This is a genomic window from Pseudanabaena sp. lw0831 (assembly GCF_016584665.1).
Lineage (GTDB): Bacteria > Cyanobacteriota > Cyanobacteriia > Pseudanabaenales > Pseudanabaenaceae > Pseudanabaena.
The window spans coordinates 1-19,189 of sequence record NZ_BBJB01000046.1 but is presented as its reverse complement, the minus strand read 5'-3'; the positions used below and the strand labels follow the sequence as shown (position 1 = coordinate 19,189).

Here is a 19,189-nt window from a genome sequence, read left to right as displayed (position 1 = left end):
AGTGATTATTAGCTAAAACCCTCTTTTGATCAACTGTCAAATTTTGTAGAGCGATTAGATATTGAGGATTTAGGCGATCTCCCTGCAAATATAGCTCAAGCTTGCAGAAATCTATTTAGATTTCTGCAAGCTTGAGCTAGTGATTCTTATTTACTTGCCAAAAACACTAATGAACCTCGCCACGTTTGGCTTCAGCATCAATAGGCTTGGTGAAATACACCAGTAACAACTGCCAGAAAATCGCCACAAATAAAGGCAACTTCTGCAAGGTCTTCACAAACTGATGGCGATCGCTATCATTAATCGCCATCAGTTTGAAATTGTAATCAACGCATTTCTCCAATCTAGGGAAAAAGTCGGGATGATTAGTATCTAGCACCGCAGGGAACGCACTAATGGCAGTGTGATTAGTATTGATCACCACTTGCTTGTTATATTCACGAGCATCTAAACCAATGGATTTATAGAAATCAGCCCGTTCAAATACAGTAATCGTGTGGGTAGCAAATACCGTCAACAGGAAGAACCGCGCCCATAGTTTAGCTTTCCATGTACCCCATAGCGCAGGCTGCGATCGCAACAATACTTTAAAGAAATCGCCATGACGATTCTCATCTTGACACCAGCTTTCAAAATATTTGAAGAGAGGATAAAACTGGTTTTCTGGATGCTCTTTTAAATGGTAATGGACAAGAATATAGCGCCAGTAGCCAATTTTCTCTGACAGATAAACAGAATAGATTACCCATTCTGGCTTGAAGAAGGTATAGCTGCGTTTTTTAGTCATATTGACTAAATCCAACGACAGATTAAAATCCTTCATCGCCTTATTCAAAAATCCTGCGTGACGTGCTTCATCCCTTGCCATAAGGTTAAAGGCTTCAGCGAGCAGTGGACTGCGATCGCTTAGTTGACGAGACAGTTCTTTAAATAGCAGAAATCCAGAGAATTCTGAGGTGCAAGAGCGTTCTAGAAAATCAATAAATGCGGCGCGAGTTTCCCCATCAATATGTTCCCAAGACTGTAAAAACTCTTGATCCCGTTTGTAGTGATAGCGATTGTAATCAGTGCGAAGCTCCTCGACTACGGCTTCCAGTTCTGCCTGTTGAGATGAAACATCCATCTTCGCAACTGCATCATAGTCAGTGGTGTAGAACCTTGGAGTTAATAGAGTTTCTTTAACAGGAACTTTGATACCTTCACGGAGGAGTTCGGGTTCGGGTCTAGATTGAATTGAAACCATAGTAGTAATTAGTGATAGAGGTTTTTATAAAGTTTGGGGGATCTATTGATTTTGAAAAAACTGAATCATCTTTTTGTCTTCACCCTTGATATGGTGCGCCAACCATTCAGTGAGAAATTGCGTGATTTCTGTTGTTACTGCTGCCGTATTGCGATCGCGAAACTTTAGAAGTAGCCGATCCACTTTGGATAAGAGGCAATCGTGGGTGCGTTTGTGGATATCGTATTCGGGATAATCCACCGCCATCATCAAAGCCTCTTCCGTTTGAAAATGCTCAATGGTGTGATTAGCTAGGGCTTCTAGAAGCTCTTGCATTGTATAAATTTTTTTTTTGGTAACAACAGCATCATGGAGGGCATTAACAATCTCAAATAGCTGTTGATGTTGTCCATCGACCTGTGAGTTACCAGTGTTATATTCTTGTTGCCAATAAGCGATCGGTTTTGTGAAAGCGAGAGTCATAGGGTTTTAAAGAATATGCGAATCATATGAATATTGCGCGAAGCGCAATATTCAAAAATTAAATTGATTTAGAGAACTTGTCAGATGCATTTTTAGTGAGATAGCTATCAAACACCGAGGCAATATTGCGAATTAGCAAACGTCCCGCAGGAGTGACCTCAATGCGATCGCGTTCTATTTCGATCAAGCCATCTACTTCTAACTGGCGCAACTGCAAGCGTTCTGGTGCAAAATATTTGCCAAAATCGCGATCGCAGGTTAAGTGATATTTCACTTCAATCTCTTGCTGTGAGAGTTCAAATTGGCACATCAGTTCCATAATGATCGAACGGCGCAAAATGTCGTCGGCATTGAGGGTGACACCGCGCTCAATCGGCAATTCGCCCGCATCGATCGCCTTATAAAAGTCCTGTAAACCCTTATGATTTTGGGTATAGACATTTTGCAGCATACTGATCGAGGTCATGCCGAAGCCTAAGAGGTCAGATTCGGGCTTGGTCGTATATCCTTGGAAATTACGATGTAAATTACCTTCTCGCTGAGCGATCGCTAGTTCGTCATTAGGCTTAGCAAAGTGATCCATACCGATAAACACATAACCATGAGTGGTTAAAGTTTCAATCGTCATTTGCATAATTTGCAACTTCTCTTCTGGTGATGGCAAAGTTGCGGGATCAATCTTTTTCTTTTGTAATGGCTTCAGCCAAGGGACATAAGCAAAGTTAAACACGGCAATGCGATCGGGATTAAGTGCGATCGTTTTGGCAAGAGTTTCGCGAAATGTCTCTAGGGTTTGATATGGTAATCCATAGATTAAATCCACATTCACCCCTTCAAACCCCACTTCGCGCATCCAACGCATTCCATCAAAGAGCATCTCTTCTGGCTGAATTCGATTGACAGCTTCTTGCACTTTGAGATTAAAATCTTGAATGCCAAAGCTAATGCGATTAAATCCAAGATTTTTTAACCCTTGCAAATATTCCTTAGTTAGCGATCGCGGATTTACTTCGATGGAAATTTCCGCATCGGCGGCAAAAGTAAAATGTTCCTGTAGACAATGCCACAAGCGTTCCACTTGATCGAGGGAGAAGTAATTGGGAGTGCCGCCGCCCCAGTGCATTTGTTGGACTAGGCGATCGCTATGCACTGTTGCCGCAACTTGAGCAATATGACGCATCAAATAACCTAAATATGGCTCAGCAATTTCCTTGCGATTGCTAATTACGGTGTTGCAACCACAAAAGTAACAGGGTTCGTCACAAAATGGAATGTGAGCATAGAGAGATAGAGGGGTTTTTTGAAGATTTCCTGCGGCGATAGCACCACGAAAACCAATCTCTTCAAATTCTTCCTTTAGTTCGGTTGCAGGTGGGTAGCTGGTATAGCGGGGTACGGGCTGATTGTATTTGTGTAATAAATTAATATCAAATTTAACTTTTTGTGCTAATGCGTTCATCCATTCAATCCTTTAAATTTTTCCTTGCCTCTACGCTGGTACTGCTTGACCGTGATGATGATGTGTTGTGCTGCCGACACGATCCTGCTTGGTAAGCAGCGCAAAAACATGGGGATCGACTACGGCTCTTACATCTGCTTCTAACTCATCCACCACATTGCGATTGAGTGTAAAGGCATAGTTCGCTTCTTCCACAATTCTCAAAATTGTGGCTTCATCGAGAATCAACGAATCTAATGCATGACGATACTTCTCTTTAAACTCTTTTTTTGCCTCAATGGTCGGTATTTGGTCAAATTCATAGAAAGTCGTACCGCGATCGCATGGCAAATCCAAAGCCGAACGAATAATATGCTTTAAGGCTTGTCCACCTGACAGATCGCCCATATAGCGCGTGTAGGAATGAGCGATGAGAAGAACTGGATCGGTGTTAGAAATTTCCAGAAGGCGATCAACATAAACTTGTCCTGCTTTAAGAGGGACGATTTGCGATCGCCAATCATCACCGTAATAAAAAGCTAAATCTTGCTCTAAGCTTGACTGGCGATTGATTTCTGGGAAATAGATCTTGCCGACAATTGGATGTTCAGAATGATCCTTTAACTCTGCTTCGAGTGTACTGTAAACAAGATAGAGATTAGCCAATAATTTTTTAAAAGGAACAACTTCCACAATCCCCTTAAGAAAGCACTTCATAAATGCAGTATTCTCGGTGGCAGTATGCGATCTTTGTGTGCCTTCGCGCAGACGGGTAGCTAAGTGACTAGTCATCGGTATTTACTCACGAAACTTAATCACTGCATCCTAGACCTTATACCTATATATAATGTCAAGCAAAGTTTTGTAACTAAAAAGAGAGGCTGCATTGCAGCCTCTCTTTTTAGCCTAGATAATGTCAAGCAAAGTTTTGTAATCAACCAAAGAAATAGCACTTCTCTTCAATTCTATTTTTTACAACTAAAGAGTGAGAGCCTGCTTCGCCTCCCTTCTCTTTAAACAACTAATTGATATTTGACCTGAGCCAATCGATAAAGTGGTCGCCATACTAAGCGATTAGTTGTGACAACTAGTAGCGACATCACAATGGTGGAAGCCAACAAAAGCGGAAAATCACCCACGTCCGAGGCTTGCGTAATCGTCGAGCCTAGCCCCGTTGCTGTCAGCACTCTTCCTTGAAACTTGACATATTCGCCAGCAATACTCGCATTCCATGCACCCCCAACGGCCGTAATAATCCCCGTCACTAAATACGGAAAAATTCCTGGCAAAATCAAAGTTTTCCAACGTTGCAAGGGCGAAAGTTTATACACTCGCGCTGCTTCAAACAGTTCTGAAGGAATAGCTTGGGCTCCAGCAATTACATTGAATAGAATGTACCACATACTTCCTAAAGTCATCAGGATGACTGCACCAATATCCAAACCACCAGCCATATTCCCTAAATACAGTAATAGAACTGGAAATAGAGCCGTCGCAGGAACTGAAGCCGCAATTTGAACAATTGGTTGCAAAAACTGGGCTAGCTTAGGATTTCTCCCGATTGATACACCGATTGGAACTGTGATTATTAAAGAAATAATTAAAACAATAAATACTCGAATAGCTGTAAAAAGAGCACCGATCGCTACTTGTTTCCATGAACTCAATGGCATATGACTCAGTAACGCGATCGCGCTTGATGCACCACTCAAAACAATAAAACCTGCTAGCCCAACTAATAGCCAGTTAAACCAATTGATCCACCTTGAGGTTTTCTGCCGGCTAATCAGAGAGCTTGGAGCTTTATGGCTAAAGCTATGATTGACAACTTCCGCGATCGGCATAAACAGGCGATCGCTAATAATTCGCATCGTAGGCGATCGCCTTAAAAAGTCTAACACTCGCGATTCTGGTACTTGGGCAGATTCAACTGTCTCATTCTTGAACTTCTCTGCCCAAGCAATTAGAGGTCGCCACACAAAATAATCAATGATCGTAATTATGCCAATTAAAACCGCTAATCCACTAAAAATGGCAAGATTATCGCCTGCATCCGCCGCTGCCTTCAGAAAAGAACCTAGCCCTGGAAGTGTAAAGTCCCGATTAGAGAGCGTGAATGATTCTGTTTGCATCAAAAAGAACCAGCCACCAGCGACAGACATCACACTATTCCAAACTAGACCCACCACACCTGAAGGTAGTTCTAGCGTCCAGAACCGCTGCCAAGCACCAAGCCGATAAACTTGACTTGCTTCGATCAATTCTTTGGGCATACTACTTAGCGATTGATAGAAACTAAAGGTCATATTCCAAGTCATGCCCGTGAAAATCAGTAAGATCGAAGCAATTTCAATTCCCAATCTTTGTCCAGGAAATAAACCTACCAAAGCAAGCACAACCGCTGGCAAAAACGACAGTACTGGAATCGACTGGAGAACATCTAATAGAGGAATGAGAACCTTTGACCATAAAGCCGAACGATAGGCGACATAGGCATACAAGAGACTAAAAACCAATGAAATCAAGTATGCGGCTAACATTCTTACTAAAGTTTGCAATGCGTAACTGGGTAAAAAACTCAGGGATAGATTAACTACATAGCCACTTTCGTATGTACCTGTGAAATTCCTAGCAGTCTGCACAATGATGAATATAAAAGCAACGATCGCCAAAGGTAGTAAAACATCACCAAGGCTCCAGCGTGTGCTAAATTTTGATTTGGGATCGATAGTGGGCTGATACATAAGCAATCCAGACTAAAAATGAATTAGGTGATTTTACGATTTACATTAATTGAATTAGCTAAGCAAAATTAAAAACCCAGAGCCAGAATTTGTACCGCCCGCTACGCGGGCGGTACAAATTCTAGGGTTTTATATTTAATTTTGCTTAGTTACTTCCGATCAAACGAACCACAATAATTTATTGAAAAGTGTTGCTTCGCAACACTTTTCAATAAATTATTGGTTTGGGTTTGAACACAAAGCGCTGTAAGATAGGCGGCGATTTGCGCTGACTATCTTAGTTTATTCGGACTCTTCAGTTTCTGTAGTACTCTCTTCAATAAAGATTTCACCTGAAGGTTCGTCATAGCTGAATAATTCAGCATAGCGTCCCCAGTCCATTGCTGTCCTGAGTTGGCGCTGAGCTTCCTTGCTAGTGAAATGATTCTCCAAAAGATCGAGAACTAATTCTTCCGAAATGCGATGGTTACGCTTGGCTTGCAAAAGCTGACAAATTTGTTGGACTAAGCGAATATTCTTTTGCAAGAGATCGCGAATAATTGCTTTGCGCTCATCAATATTGCTATTAATAAAATTCTCACCGATCTCTGATAGTTGGATATCCCCCTCCGTGACCGCAACTAGTTCCATTAACTTACTAGCGTCCACAATTGGCAATATATCATCAACTTCCAACAAAAGTTCTTGAGCTATTCGATATAGGTCTTTATCTTGACGACCTTCTAGAAGTTCTAATAAACCAGCTACTGAGCCAATGCGCACATGGGGAAGAGATTGATATTTTGCTTGAGCTTTGGGTTCAGCGCTGGAAGTCGTGGCAGCAGCAGTCTGAGTTGATAGATCTGGTAGATCAGGATTTGTTAGGATCTTGTAAACTTGGTCAACTAAGGCTTGGAATTCAGGGCTTTTGCGATCGCGATAATGGGGGAGCGTAATTGGCAAATCAGCGCGAATTCGCCCAGGGTTTCGCCCCAAAACAATTACGCGATCGGCAAGTGTCACCGCCTCTTCAATCCCATGCGTCACAATCAAAATTGACTTAGTGGGAATTCGCTTTTCTAACCAAAGGTCAAGCAACTCAAAACGTAAGTTCTCCGCAGTTAACACATCCAAAGCCGAAAACGGTTCATCCATACATAACAATTCTGGCTCAACTGCCAAAGCTCTGGCAAAGCCAACACGCTGACGCATTCCCCCTGATAGCTCCTTAGGATAAGCATTCTCAAATCCATCCAACCCAATCACATCGATCATCCGCAGGGCTTTTTGCTCTCTAGTATCCTTTGCTTCTCCCTTTGCTTTTAGCCCAAGTTCCACATTCTCTAAGACAGTTAACCAAGGATAAAGTGCAAAATTTTGAAAAACGATCGCCACCCCTGGATTTAATCCAACTAATGGGCGATTGTAATACAGCACTTTCCCAGTAGAAGGTGGGATTAAGCCCGCAATCATTCGCATTAATGTTGACTTGCCAGAGCCTGAAGGTCCTAACAAAGCGATAATTTCACCTACTTGCAACTGACAATTAATATTTTCAATAATCGAAATAGTTTGCCCATTTGGCTGTAAGTAAGACTTACCAACACCCTCTAAGGCAACAAAACTATTTTTTGCGGCTTTTTGAACCATAATATTATCTGTGCAGGTATTTTGAGCTACATAGACAGGGAAGTTTTCGCTACCCAACCCAATACATTATCAACTAAGAACGCTCAGAAATTACACTGCATCTATTTTCCGTGAATTTTAGGGTGATTGCTTTGGATTACCCCTAGATTTCTAAATCAAGAAAACCATAGCAAATTTAAGTCTTAAGTTAGTCTAACTATTGTAGATATTGCAAACTATCACCTATTATTTAGATTAGAGCACTATAAATAATTTTCTTTGAATTTCTAGATAATGACTTACTCCCTTCTTTCAGTTCCTTTGGGATCATTTCAAGTAAATGAAATTCTCTCCCCTGAAGATATCGCTGAATCTAATTTTGATCAAGCTTCTCAGCCGTTGATGAAATCAATTAAATTTTCACTCATTGTACCTACTTACAATGAGTGCAAGAACTTGACTAAGTTAGTGGAAATTCTGACTCAGTTATTAAATAGTTATTTCTATGAAAACTATGAGTTGATTATCGTTGATGATGATAGCCCAGATTTGACTTGGCAAGTTGGACTGGATCTAATGCCAAACTATCCTCAATTGCGAGTAATGCGTCGTCAAGGAGAAAAAGGGCTTTCGACAGCGGTGATTCGTGGTTGGCAATCTTCACAAGGAGAAGTTTTAGGGGTGATTGATGGAGATTTGCAGCATCCACCAGAAACTCTAATTAAAATGCTCGATGAAATGGCGAAGGGAGCAGACTTAGTGGTGGCTAGTCGCCATGTTGAGGGAGGTGGTGTGAGCGATTGGGGATTTATGCGACGGGTTCTCTCACGGGGAGCACAGATGTTAGGGTTGCTCATTCTTCCTAATGTCATCGGTCGAGTTTCCGATCCGATGAGTGGCTATTTTATGGTAAGACGTAGTGCGATCGCAAATTATCCGATGAATCCATTAGGTTACAAAATTTTGATTGAAGTACTTGGTCGGGGCAATATTGGCTCTGTGGCTGAGGTGGGTTATGTATTCCAAGAGCGGCAAGAGGGCGAGAGCAAGGTGACTTGGCGGCAATATGTGGATTATATTTTGCATCTATTGCGCTTGCGATCGCGTGGTCGAATCACAAAACTCCGTGAAAAATTGCGAGTTCCTGTCAAACGTTTTCTCAAGTTTGGACTCGTTGGCTTTAGTGGTGTATTTGTAGATATGGCAATCTTCTATTTGCTTAGTGATGTCTCTACTTTGGGATGGGGACTAACACGCAGTAAGATGATTGCGTCTGAAGTGGCGGTTCTCAATAATTTTCTTTGGAACGATCTCTGGACATTTCGGGATCTTGCTCAGCAGCAATCTGGGTGGAGAAAATTAATTAAGCGATTTGTGAAGTTCAATCTAATTTGTTTGCTGGGGATTGGCTTGAACCTGATAATCCTCAATCTCCTTTACAATTATTTCGGGGTCAATAAATATATTGCTAATCTGATTGCGATCGCGATTGTCACAATATGGAACTTCTGGTTTAATTTCAAACTTAGCTGGCGAGTTACCCAAACCAAATAATATAAAAAGTAGTGCAAAGCACCACTTTTTATATTATTTGGTTATTTATGATTACATTACCAACTTGGGTAACTTTATCAAGGTTGATCGCGATTCCCATCATTTTTGGGCTATTTCTTTGGCAAGATAGCGAACTTACCCGCCTAATTGCGCTAAGCGTGTTTATCATTGCGGCAATTACCGATTGGCTGGATGGATATTTAGCAAGAAGACTTAATCAAATAACTGAACTGGGAAAATTTCTCGATCCCCTTGTCGATAAAGTCCTGACGATCGCCTTATTTTTGTTGTTCATCGAACTCGGTCAGGTTCCTGCTTGGGCAGTATTTTTAATTATTACGCGAGAGCTATTGATCACCGCTTGGCGTGGTACGCCGAGTGCATCTAGTCAGGAGATTTCTGGTGAAACCAGTAAACCGCAAATTATCGGCGCAAATTTTTGGGGAAAAGCAAAAACTGTAATGCAAATCGTGGCAATCGCCGCTTTACTGGTCAAAATTCCCTATGCGATCGCCTTTTTCTGGATTGCAGTCGCACTCACGTTGATTTCTGGCATTCTCTATGTTGTGCCAACATCAAAAAACTAATTATAATCCAATACGCTGTGTTGCCATCGGCAACACAGCGTATTGGATTATAATCAAGAAAGTTGTGCGGTTGGAGTAAGGTTCTCATGGCGACATCACAAACAATAGGTAAAGCGTTTGGCAATCTATTAGGCGGACGCTTTCGAGTTGTCCAAACGATAGCTGATGACACCTATGGGCAGACCTACTTGGTTGAAGATACCGTCGCTGCGGAAATGCCGCGCTGGATTGCGAAAAGTTTTTGTCTGATTAATAAAACAAATCTGCAACTTGACTGGGCGAGATCGCTATTTCGCAATCAAGTTCCTAAATTGCAACAACTTAGCGATCGCAGTACTGACTTTCCAAAGATTACAACCTATTTTGAGCAAGAGGAGGAATTTTATATCGTAGAAGAAGCGATCGATGGAACTCGTCTTAGTGATGAAACTGCGGTAGGTAGACTCTATAGCGAGTCAGAATCAATTCAATTTCTGCGACAATTATTGACTAGCCTGCATATTGCCCATAGTTCTAATATGGTGCATGGAGATATCTGCCCCAGAAATCTAATTCGCCGCAAACAGAAGCAAAGAGACAGTCAGGGCGGTAATCAATTTGCCAATAGCAGCGATCAGCATTTTGTGCTTACTAATTTTGCAGTTCTCAAAGGTATCTATGCAACGGCAGCTCAAAATGGAGTTGTCCTCGGTACGCCTAGCTATATGCCTTTCGAGCAAGCCCTTGGAAATTTTACTCCTAGTTGCGATATTTACGCCCTTGGCTTAACTGCAATACAACTTCTCACTGGCTTACATCCTAGCCAGCTAGTTCGCCGAGAAGATCTGAATTTACTGGACTGGCAGATGGGTTCAACGATTCATCCTAAATTAGCGCTCATTCTCAATCGCATGGTCAAGCATCATTCTGAAGAACGATATCAGACTGCTCAAGAAGTTCTTTACGATCTCGATAACTTGCCCATGCAAGATGCTGAAAGTTTCCAAATGCCCACGTTTACCTTTAGTCAAAATACTAATCGCTGGGCGATCGCACTAGTCTGCATCGCAGGCATTAGTTGGGGTGTGATCAATTTCTCTCAATATTTTCCCAAACTAGCCGTTACTCCTACCCCGACTCCAACAATTACTGAACCTGTTGCAATTACTTCTAATTATCAATTACGGCAGACTCTCAAAGGACATACGGGTTGGGTGAGAGCCGTAGCTTTCTTTCCCAATGGATTTAGTCTGGCTAGTGGTAGTTACGATCGCACTTTAAAATTATGGAATACCCGTGACAATCAGTCTTTTGGGACTTTATCGAACCACCTTGGCTCGATTTCTGGAATTAATGCGATCGCTGTACATCCTAATGGTAATACTTTCGCTACTGCATGTATCGATAAATCAGTCAAGTTATGGAACTTCCGTAGTGGTAAGCCAGTACGGAACATCGAAGCACATAGTGGACAGGTCTACAGTGTTGCCTATAGCCCTGATGGGAATACCTTAATCAGCGCCAGTGCGGATAAAACGCTCAAGCTTTGGAATTGGCGTAAAAGTGAACTATTACAAACCTTTGAAGGTCATCAGGATAAGGTTGTGTCTGTCGCTTTTTATCCAGATGGAAAAAGAATCGCCAGCGCCAGTTTTGACAAAACCATTAAAATCTGGGACGTAAATACAGGAAAGCAAGTTCTTAGCATGACTGGACATGCTGCCCCTGTAAATGCGATCGCATTTAGTCCCGATGGTAAACTACTCGCCAGCGGTAGCCAAGATCAAACCGTAAAAATCTGGGATGTGAGTACTGGCAAAGTTGTTCGTACTCTTTCTGGGCATGTAGGTGGGGTATTAGCTGTTGATTTTAATCGTGATGGCAGTGTGATCGCCTCTGGTGGAGTTGATAAAACAATTCAGATCTGGGAAGTGAAAACGGGTAAGTCAATGCAAATCCTCAATCAACACGAAGCCCCAGTCCTATCGCTCAGTTTTAATCCTAAGGATGAAACCCTAGTCAGTGGTAGTGCCGATCGCACAGTCAAGGTCTGGCAATTGCAAACAAAGTAAATTACAGCGCTTTGCGCTCAAAAAAAAAGCACCGCTTTTTTTTGGTTTGCTATTGATAATAATAATCAATAGTGCTAGAGTAGCATTCATGTTCTGATGCGGCTTGACTCAGCACGCTTCATTACACATAGTTCAAATGCGTTGGCAGGATTGAGTGACTAAATGCTTTTTTTTACAGGGATTGCTGAAATAAATTTTAGTAAAAGTAACTATTTGTCGCTCAGTCCTTTCTTTTTGATTGATCGAACAACAGCAATTATTTAAAATTTAATAATAATTAATTTCAATAAGAATTGATACAAATATGACCTTTAAACAGTCCGCCTCGCCTCAGGTTGTCGGCATTTGCACCAGTCAATCTTTACGCCGCTTTGATTTACAACTATTACGATCGCTATCGCGACAATATGAGATCGCCCAGTGGGAATATTGCCAAAACCCTGACGAAGCAATCGATCTAAATACAGCGATCGCCTCATTGCACGAATACTTACAAACTTGTAAAGGCTCCGTGCATTTAGTTGGACATGGAATTGCGGGTTTAGTTGGGTGGCTCTATGCAAAACAATATCCCGAGCAGGTGCGATCGCTAACTTTGTTATCTGTGGGAGTTAACTTAGCAACTAGCTGGCATAGTCACTATTATGAGCAGCGTCAGTTAATAGGTTGTAGTCGGGAAACGATGTTGATGCGGACAGCCTTTTATCTATTTGGCTATCGCGATCGAGAGATGTTGTCTTGGCTAGCCAATTTGCTTAAGCAAGATCTTGATAATTCTCTGGTTCCCCATTCGCTCTATGCACCTACATACATCGCACCGACACCGATTGCTGTACCAATGTTAGTTTGTGGTGCATTAGATGACTATGTTATTGGTGGCGGTGGCGAAAATGCCTACCAAAAATGGAGATTACATCTTAAAGATAGCGATCGCCTTTGGTTGAGTAATCAGGGAAAGCATTTCTTTCATTATTCGCAGTGGCAAGCAGTTAGCAATCAAATTCGTTCTTTTTGGAATTCTTTAGCCCTTAATCATGCAATTTCCATTAATCAACAAATTGAACTTAGAAGAAACTCATGAATATTCCCTAATCTTGATTTGTATAGCTCCACTAGCACAAAAGTTATAGGCGACGATTCGCGCCGCCTATAACTTTTTGTTTTTTAAGAAAGGCGACAGCTATAATCTCATGGATGAGTTTGAGATAGATGATTATGGGTACGATATTATTTATGAAGTGTAACGCCTATAAGTAGGTGGCTTACACGCATAATTTTGGAGTTTCTCATGAAATTAGCTGAATTTCTGATTCAAGGACAGCAACTGCGGCAGCAGGATCGCACCTTAGCGATCGCCTATTTTGAGCAATGTCTTCAAAATACAACCACTGGCGAAAAAGTGGGGGAAGATTCTAGCACGACCATAAGAGTTTTACTTGATCTTGCCGTAGAGCTAATTGCCACAAAACAATATGAATCATTGCAAAGAGCAGAAGCTCTTGTGCAACAAGCTGGGGAAGCTTTAAGCCAAAATCTAGATCTCGATCGCGAACAAGAAGCTTATTTGCTCTATGTGCGTGCAATTCTTGCCCTCGAATTAGGGGAATTGAGCGATGTTTTACCTGTTTTGGCGACCGCTTATAAAGCTTATCGCAATAATCAGGAAGGAATGTCTCTGATCGATGATGCCATCGGTCAATATTATTTACGAATAAATAATATTCAATCGGCGCTAATGAGCTTTGAACGATCGCTGTCAGCACGACTCGAAATAGAAGACGAATGCACGATCGCCAAAAGCTACGTCCACTTAGGGCAATTGTATTTGGCTTCTGGTGATATTAATCAAGCATCTAGCCTTTTTCAAAGTACTCTCGATATTGCTTTAGCCAATTCCGATAATTTTTTGCGGTTGCAGGCGCTCAAAGGGATGGTAAAAGTTGCGATCGCTGAGTCTCAATGGCAATTAGCTATTGAATTAAGCAAAGATGCGATCTCTCTACTCAAAGAGCCTGTTGATTCCATCGAAATTGGCTATTTATATTGTGATATGGCTGAAGCTTTGCTAGGCGATCGCCAAGTTGAAGATAGCCTGATCTGTATTCGTGTGAATGTTCTGCCTCGTTTCCGTGATTACCAATATCTGAGGGGGATTGCGATCGCCAAACATATCCGAGGACGCATCTATGTATATCGATTGCTCGATGGCTTAGATAGTCTTGATGAAGATGCGATCGAAACTGCCGAAGACTCATTACTTGATGCTTCGCTCTCTTTTGAGCAATTCGAGATGATGCCTGAATATGCCAAATCTCTCTACGATTTAGCCTGTCTATATCAGCTATGTGGTAGTTCGCAGTTTCAATATCAATATCAAGGCAAGTCTTTGCGATCGCTAGAATTATCGCTCAGCGTCTTAGATCAACTGGGTATGAGTCATACCCAGTTTGCCTCACAGGTTGAAGCAATGCTAAATAAAGTTATGCGCGGTAGTTTCTAACTATAAAATCGGAGCGCAAATAGCGAAAAAAGGTTGTTCTCACTTAGATAAACTGAGCGAGAACAATCTAATTAAATTGCTGTAAAAAATGGAAGTTTAATTTATGAGCGATCTTATCGATTCCTAAGCGCCAGAAGGGTTCGGCTTTGTTTGAGCGAGTAGCGATGAGTAAGGATTGAGCAGAGATTTTTGCTTTGGCTCAGAAAGGACAAAAAATCGAGTCCGCGCAGGGAAAGATCCCTATGTTTTTGAGTTTTTGGATTTGCCCGATCACAATTACCGTGAGTGTTATTATGACTTTTATCTAAGTTATCGAAATACGGCTATGGCAGATCCTTTAACGGCTAGTGTATTGGTAGGTTTGGCAGTTCAAAAGTTTGTTGAGTCGGGTGCGGGTGAGCTAGCTAAGAAATTTACGACAGAGGCGATCGCTAAAATTCCTGAACTGTGGCAGCAAATTAAGAACAAGTTGCAGGGAAGATCTCCGAAGGTTGATGAGGCTTTGATGAAGTTGGAATCGGGCGATCGCAGTGCTATTGAGACTATTACCAAAAATCTGGATGTGGCGTTGGATGACGATGAAACCTTTGCAGCACTATTGCAAAAATTGGCACAGGAAATCAATGCAGGGCAGATTATACAGGTAGGTTTAGATGGAATAACGGCGAATCGGGTTGCGGCGGATATTGTGCAGAATGCTAAAGGTGATCGCGTAGAGCAGATTGGTGCAAGAGATGTGAATGCGGCTGGTGATGCTGTTTTTAAAGTTAAGCAAACCATAGATTAAGCTACGAAGCTAGAGGTTAAAAGTATGGAAGAGTTATTAGAACTGAAGGGATTTTTGCTAAGTGGCAATATCTCCGATGCATTGCTGATAGTGGAGGAGATGACAGAGATGAGCAAGGATGACAAGCTGAACAAGATTTATAGCTTTGCCAAAATCTTGCTGATGCAACTGATCAAACAACGTGCCGAAAATCGCACTACAAGATCGTGGGATCTTTCAATTAAAAACTCGGTACGAGAAATTCAGCGTACTAACCAACGGCGTAACGCTAAAGGAAATTATTGCGAACCTTCAGAACTTCGCGAGACGATAGAAGAAGCCTATGAGATTGCGTTAGATGCTGCTGCGGGTGACGCTTTTGAGGGAAAGTATGAGTCGTCTGAGTTGGGTGAGATGGTCGATCGCGATCTTGTAATTCAAGAGGCGATCGCTTTAGTTTCTGGAGATAATGTGTGAGCGAACAACAACAAGTTAATCAGACAGGACTCAAAGATGTCTCGGTTGGCGGTAATTTGACTGCTAATCTCGATCAAAGCGTTAATAAAACGGTTATTCATCAAGCGCCAAAGTCCGATCGGTCAATTCCTAGCAATGTGCGACAGGGTTCCAAAAACTTTGTGGGGCGAGAGGAAGAACTTGCGGATATTCATACAAAATTGCAAGAGGGGCAGGGTGTCATCGTCTGTGCGGTAGAGGGTATGGGCGGTGTCGGTAAGACGGAACTTGCCCTGCAATATGCGACTCGCTACCAACAGGAATATGTGGCGCGGTATTGGTTGTCCTTGCGAGAGATGGGTTTGGCTCAGGCGGGGGTGACGATGGCTAGTCCTTATCTGGATTTACCCGAACCGATGCAGTCGGCTAGCCTAGATGAGCAAGCAGCATGGTATTGGCAAAACTGGTTGCCTGAGACTGGCAAGTTATTGGTGATTCTCGATGATGTACCGAAGGCGGAGAGCATTCCTGATGTGGCGATGCCGCTCGATCCGCGTGTGCGGGTATTGGTAACGACGAGAGAACGGGAATTGAATGTGGGTTTTGAGTCTGTGCCTCTGGATGTTTTGTCAGAGGAGAAAGCACTGGAACTGTTAAGAAAAATAGTTGGCGTGGCAAAGGTAGATAAAGAACTTGTCACCGTCAAGGAGATTTGCAACACTCTGGGCTATTTACCCTTGGGCATAGAGTTAATCGGTGAATATCTGAGCAAAAATCGCTTTCTGACTTTTGTCAAGTTACAAGAAAGGTTAAATCTTGCCGATGAATCAATTGCACGGGAACGCAAGTATCTGTTTTATGGCGATCGCGGTGTAGAAGCAGCAATCCAACTGAGTTGGAATGATATCAGTACTGGCTCTCAGAGAGTGGCGATGCTGTTAGGACTGTTTTCTCCTGTTGGTATTTTGTGGGAGTTGGTGGTTGAGATTGGAGCAAGTGCCGAAATTACGGAAGCGGAACTCAATGAGGCTAGAGGGCAGCTAGACAGTTTGTATTTGATTCAACCAATTGATGATGAATTCAACTTTTATAAGATTCATACGCTAGTCCGCGAGTTCTTTCGGGCAAAGCTATTAAAAGCTGAAGAGAATCATCAGTTTCGGCAAGCATTTGTAAATAGTTTGCTTGCTATAGCTAAAGAAATACCCCAATCGCCAACGCGAGATATGATTGCAAGGGTAGCTCCCGCTATTCCTCATTTGGATATGCTGAGCCGTGAAATGCTGGGTGATATTCTCAATCCTGAAGAAGATTTGGTTTGGGCATTTGGAGGCGTTGGAACGTTTTATTACGGGCAAGGATTGTATGCGCTTGCTGAAGATCCCTATCAAAGATGTTTGACAGCTACGCAAGAACGGTTAGGAGAGCGCCATCCCTCTGTCGCCACCAGTATCAACAACCTCGCAGCGATGTACAATTCGCAAGGGAGATATGAAGAAGCAGAACCTCTGCATAAAAAAGCCCTTTCACTGAGGCAAGAACTGTTAGGAGAGCGCCATCCCTCTGTCGCCACCAGTATCAACAACCTCGCAGGGCTGTACGAGTCACAAGGGAGATATGAAGAAGCAGAACCTCTGCATAAAAAAGCCCTTTCACTGAGGCAAGAACTGTTAGGAAAGCGCCATCCCTCTGTCGCCACCAGTATCAACAACCTCGCAGCGGTGTACAAATCGCAAGGCAGATATGAAGAAGCAGAACCTCTGTTTAAACAAGCCCTTGAACTGAGGCAAGAACTGTTAGGCGATCGCCATCCCGATGTCGCCACCAGTATCAACAAACTCGCAGAGCTGTACTCTTCGCAAGGCAGATATGAAGAAGCAGAACCTCTGTTTAAACAAGCCCTTGAACTGAGGCAAGAACTGTTAGGCGATCGCCATCCCGATGTCGCCACCAATATCAACAACCTCGCATTTCTGTACTATTCGCAAGGCAGATATGAAGAAGCAGAACCACTGTATAAACAAGCCCTTTCACTGAAGCAAGAACTGTTAGGAGAGTGCCATCCCTCTGTCGCCACCAGTATCAACAACCTCGCAGCGCTGTACGATTCGCAAGGCAGATATGAAGAAGCAAAACCACTGTATAAACAAGCCCTTGTACTGTATCAAGAACTGTTAGGAGAGCGCCATCCCTCTGTCGCCACCATTATCAATAACCTCGCAGTGCTGTACTATTCGCAAGGCAGATATGAAGAAGCAGAACCTCTCTATGTGAAAGCATTAGAAATTATGGAAGTTTCGTTAGGCTTGGAACATCCAAATACAAAAACTTTTCGCAATAATCTCCAGTTTCTACGCGATCGCCAAAACTAATGAATATGACTCCTAAAAGTATTGTGACTATTTATGATAGACAAGGGCGTGATTACCAAATTGAAGTTAATGAGCATGAGTCCATTCTTTTGCTCAAAGTTTATCGTTCGCTGCATGGACTGAGGAATATGGTCGGTCATATCAACTGTGTTTTTGAGTCTCCTAACGAAATGCTTCTAGGAGATATTCACTTTGAAGACAACATAGTCTGTAACCGACTAAAACTCATTTATGCATTTTTTCACCAAGAACCGAAAAGCTACCAAGGGCTGGGACTAGGAACTGCCACACTAGAATTTCTTGTCAAATATATTAAGGATAAAGGAACCAAAAAGCTTCATGGGTCAATAACTCAAGACGATCTTAATGCTAACCCGAATCTAATCAAATGGTATCAAGACAATGGTTTTACAGTAGAAACTCTAACGGCTCAAGAAATAGTAAATAGTGTAGCCAGAATCTGTCTTTACCCTCAAAATCAAGGAAAAAGTTAAAAGGAAAAAGGAAATGGCAAAAGATTTATTTCATGATGCTGTCAGAAATGCCCTAATCAAAGATGGTTGGCAGATTACTGATGACCCATTCTTCTTGAAAGTTGGAGGTGTTGAATTTTATATAGATCTTGGAGCCGAAAAACTTATTGCTGCCGAACGCAATAATGAAAAAATCGCCGTAGAGATCAAAAGTTTTATCAATCCTTCATCGCTAACGGACTTTCATCTAGCGATCGGACAATTTCTTAACTATCGAGTAGCATTAAGAGCAAGAGAGCCAGAACGCAAACTATTTTTAGCAGTTCCAAATACTGCCTACGCAAGCTTTTTTCAAAAAGAGTTTGCCTATATGGTTATTGCTGAATATCAATTGGAAATCTTTGTTTACGATATCGAAAATGAGGTAATTATCACATGGAAGATCTAGAAAAAATCGCCAAGTATCGCTCCATCATCAAAGAGATTTTGGGACACTATGCCTCCTACAAACCCTCTCATGGCGAGATCGAGATACAGTTTCTATCAGATACAGAACACGACCACTATCAAGTATTAGGTGTGGGATGGGATCAAAAAACACGAGTTTACGGTTGTTCCATGCACTTAGATATTAAAAATGGCAAAATTTGGATTCAAATCAATAATACCGAACTCGATATCGGTCAAGCCCTCGTAGAAAAGGGTGTACCAAAAGAAGATATCGTCATCGGCTTTCAGCCCGTTTACATTCGCCAAGTTTCAGGCTATGCGATCGCCTAATCACTACTGAAGAACAAGACCAATCTCCCTCATCGCCCAAATGCCATGTCAACCATCACCATTCATCAAATTGTTTGTGTTTTCTGTACATCGGTCATTTGAAAACCGCTATAAGGGAACTCCAAGGAAAAAATGATCCATATAAAACCCAAAAA

At 42.1% G+C, this 19,189-nt stretch carries 17 protein-coding genes; 11 read left to right on the top strand and 6 right to left on the bottom strand.

Annotated features, from left to right (window positions below; genetic code table 11):
- Window positions 1-166 precede the first annotated feature (166 nt).
- The 6 genes from acsF to APA_RS08105 form a co-directional block, all read right to left on the bottom strand.
- Entirely contained in the window at window positions 167-1,243 is a 1,077-nt protein-coding gene (gene acsF / locus APA_RS08130) for a magnesium-protoporphyrin IX monomethyl ester (oxidative) cyclase (protein WP_201321790.1), read from the bottom strand.
- Window positions 1,244-1,285: 42 nt separating this feature from the next.
- Entirely contained in the window at window positions 1,286-1,705 is a 420-nt protein-coding gene (locus tag APA_RS08125; RefSeq protein ID WP_201321789.1) for a bacteriohemerythrin, read from the bottom strand.
- A gap of 58 nt (window positions 1,706-1,763) precedes the next feature.
- Entirely contained in the window at window positions 1,764-3,164 is a 1,401-nt protein-coding gene (hemN, locus tag APA_RS08120; protein WP_201321788.1) for an oxygen-independent coproporphyrinogen III oxidase, read from the bottom strand.
- Between the two features lie 30 nt (window positions 3,165-3,194).
- A complete protein-coding gene (locus tag APA_RS08115; protein WP_201321787.1) occupies window positions 3,195-3,935 on the bottom strand; it encodes a heme oxygenase (biliverdin-producing) in 741 nt (246 codons plus the stop codon).
- A gap of 221 nt (window positions 3,936-4,156) precedes the next feature.
- Window positions 4,157-5,887, bottom strand: coding sequence for an ABC transporter permease subunit (locus tag APA_RS08110; RefSeq protein ID WP_201321786.1), 1,731 nt, complete (start codon window positions 5,885-5,887; stop codon window positions 4,157-4,159).
- A 282-nt stretch (window positions 5,888-6,169) separates the two neighbouring features.
- Entirely contained in the window at window positions 6,170-7,516 is a 1,347-nt protein-coding gene (locus APA_RS08105; protein ID WP_201321785.1) for a nitrate/sulfonate/bicarbonate ABC transporter ATP-binding protein, read from the bottom strand.
- Between the two features lie 273 nt (window positions 7,517-7,789).
- On the opposite strand from APA_RS08105, the gene APA_RS08100 reads away from it, so the two are divergent.
- The 11 genes from APA_RS08100 (at window position 7,790) to APA_RS08050 (ending at window position 19,034) form a co-directional block, all read left to right on the top strand.
- Window positions 7,790-9,049, top strand: coding sequence for a glycosyltransferase (locus APA_RS08100; protein WP_201321784.1), 1,260 nt, complete (start codon window positions 7,790-7,792; stop codon window positions 9,047-9,049).
- A 47-nt stretch (window positions 9,050-9,096) separates the two neighbouring features.
- Entirely contained in the window at window positions 9,097-9,636 is a 540-nt protein-coding gene (gene pgsA / locus APA_RS08095; protein WP_201321783.1) for a CDP-diacylglycerol--glycerol-3-phosphate 3-phosphatidyltransferase, read from the top strand.
- Window positions 9,637-9,722: 86 nt separating this feature from the next.
- On the top strand, window positions 9,723-11,687 hold the full coding sequence (locus APA_RS08090; RefSeq protein ID WP_201321782.1) for a WD40 repeat domain-containing serine/threonine-protein kinase: 1,965 nt from the start codon (window positions 9,723-9,725) through the stop codon (window positions 11,685-11,687).
- Window positions 11,688-11,991: 304 nt separating this feature from the next.
- The gene (locus APA_RS08085; RefSeq protein WP_201321781.1) at window positions 11,992-12,768 is read left to right on the top strand and encodes an alpha/beta fold hydrolase; all 777 of its coding nucleotides are present in this window, start codon (window positions 11,992-11,994) and stop codon (window positions 12,766-12,768) included.
- 207 nt (window positions 12,769-12,975) lie between these two features.
- The gene (locus tag APA_RS08080) at window positions 12,976-14,187 is read left to right on the top strand and encodes a M48 family metallopeptidase (RefSeq protein ID WP_201321780.1); all 1,212 of its coding nucleotides are present in this window, start codon (window positions 12,976-12,978) and stop codon (window positions 14,185-14,187) included.
- Window positions 14,188-14,512: 325 nt separating this feature from the next.
- Entirely contained in the window at window positions 14,513-14,974 is a 462-nt protein-coding gene (locus APA_RS08075) for a hypothetical protein (RefSeq protein WP_201321779.1), read from the top strand.
- A 24-nt stretch (window positions 14,975-14,998) separates the two neighbouring features.
- The gene (locus tag APA_RS08070) at window positions 14,999-15,430 is read left to right on the top strand and encodes a DUF29 family protein (protein WP_201321778.1); all 432 of its coding nucleotides are present in this window, start codon (window positions 14,999-15,001) and stop codon (window positions 15,428-15,430) included.
- Window positions 15,427-17,781, top strand: a complete 2,355-nt coding sequence (fxsT, locus tag APA_RS08065) for an FxSxx-COOH system tetratricopeptide repeat protein (protein WP_201321777.1) — start codon at window positions 15,427-15,429, stop codon at window positions 17,779-17,781. The genes APA_RS08070 and fxsT overlap by 4 nt, the downstream gene beginning before the upstream one ends.
- A gap of 5 nt (window positions 17,782-17,786) precedes the next feature.
- On the top strand, window positions 17,787-18,275 hold the full coding sequence (locus APA_RS08060; protein WP_201321776.1) for a GNAT family N-acetyltransferase: 489 nt from the start codon (window positions 17,787-17,789) through the stop codon (window positions 18,273-18,275).
- 13 nt (window positions 18,276-18,288) lie between these two features.
- Entirely contained in the window at window positions 18,289-18,702 is a 414-nt protein-coding gene (locus APA_RS08055; RefSeq protein ID WP_201321775.1) for an element excision factor XisH family protein, read from the top strand.
- A complete protein-coding gene (locus tag APA_RS08050) occupies window positions 18,690-19,034 on the top strand; it encodes a XisI protein (protein ID WP_201321774.1) in 345 nt (114 codons plus the stop codon). The genes APA_RS08055 and APA_RS08050 overlap by 13 nt, the downstream gene beginning before the upstream one ends.
- The last annotated feature ends 155 nt before the right edge of the window (window positions 19,035-19,189 follow it).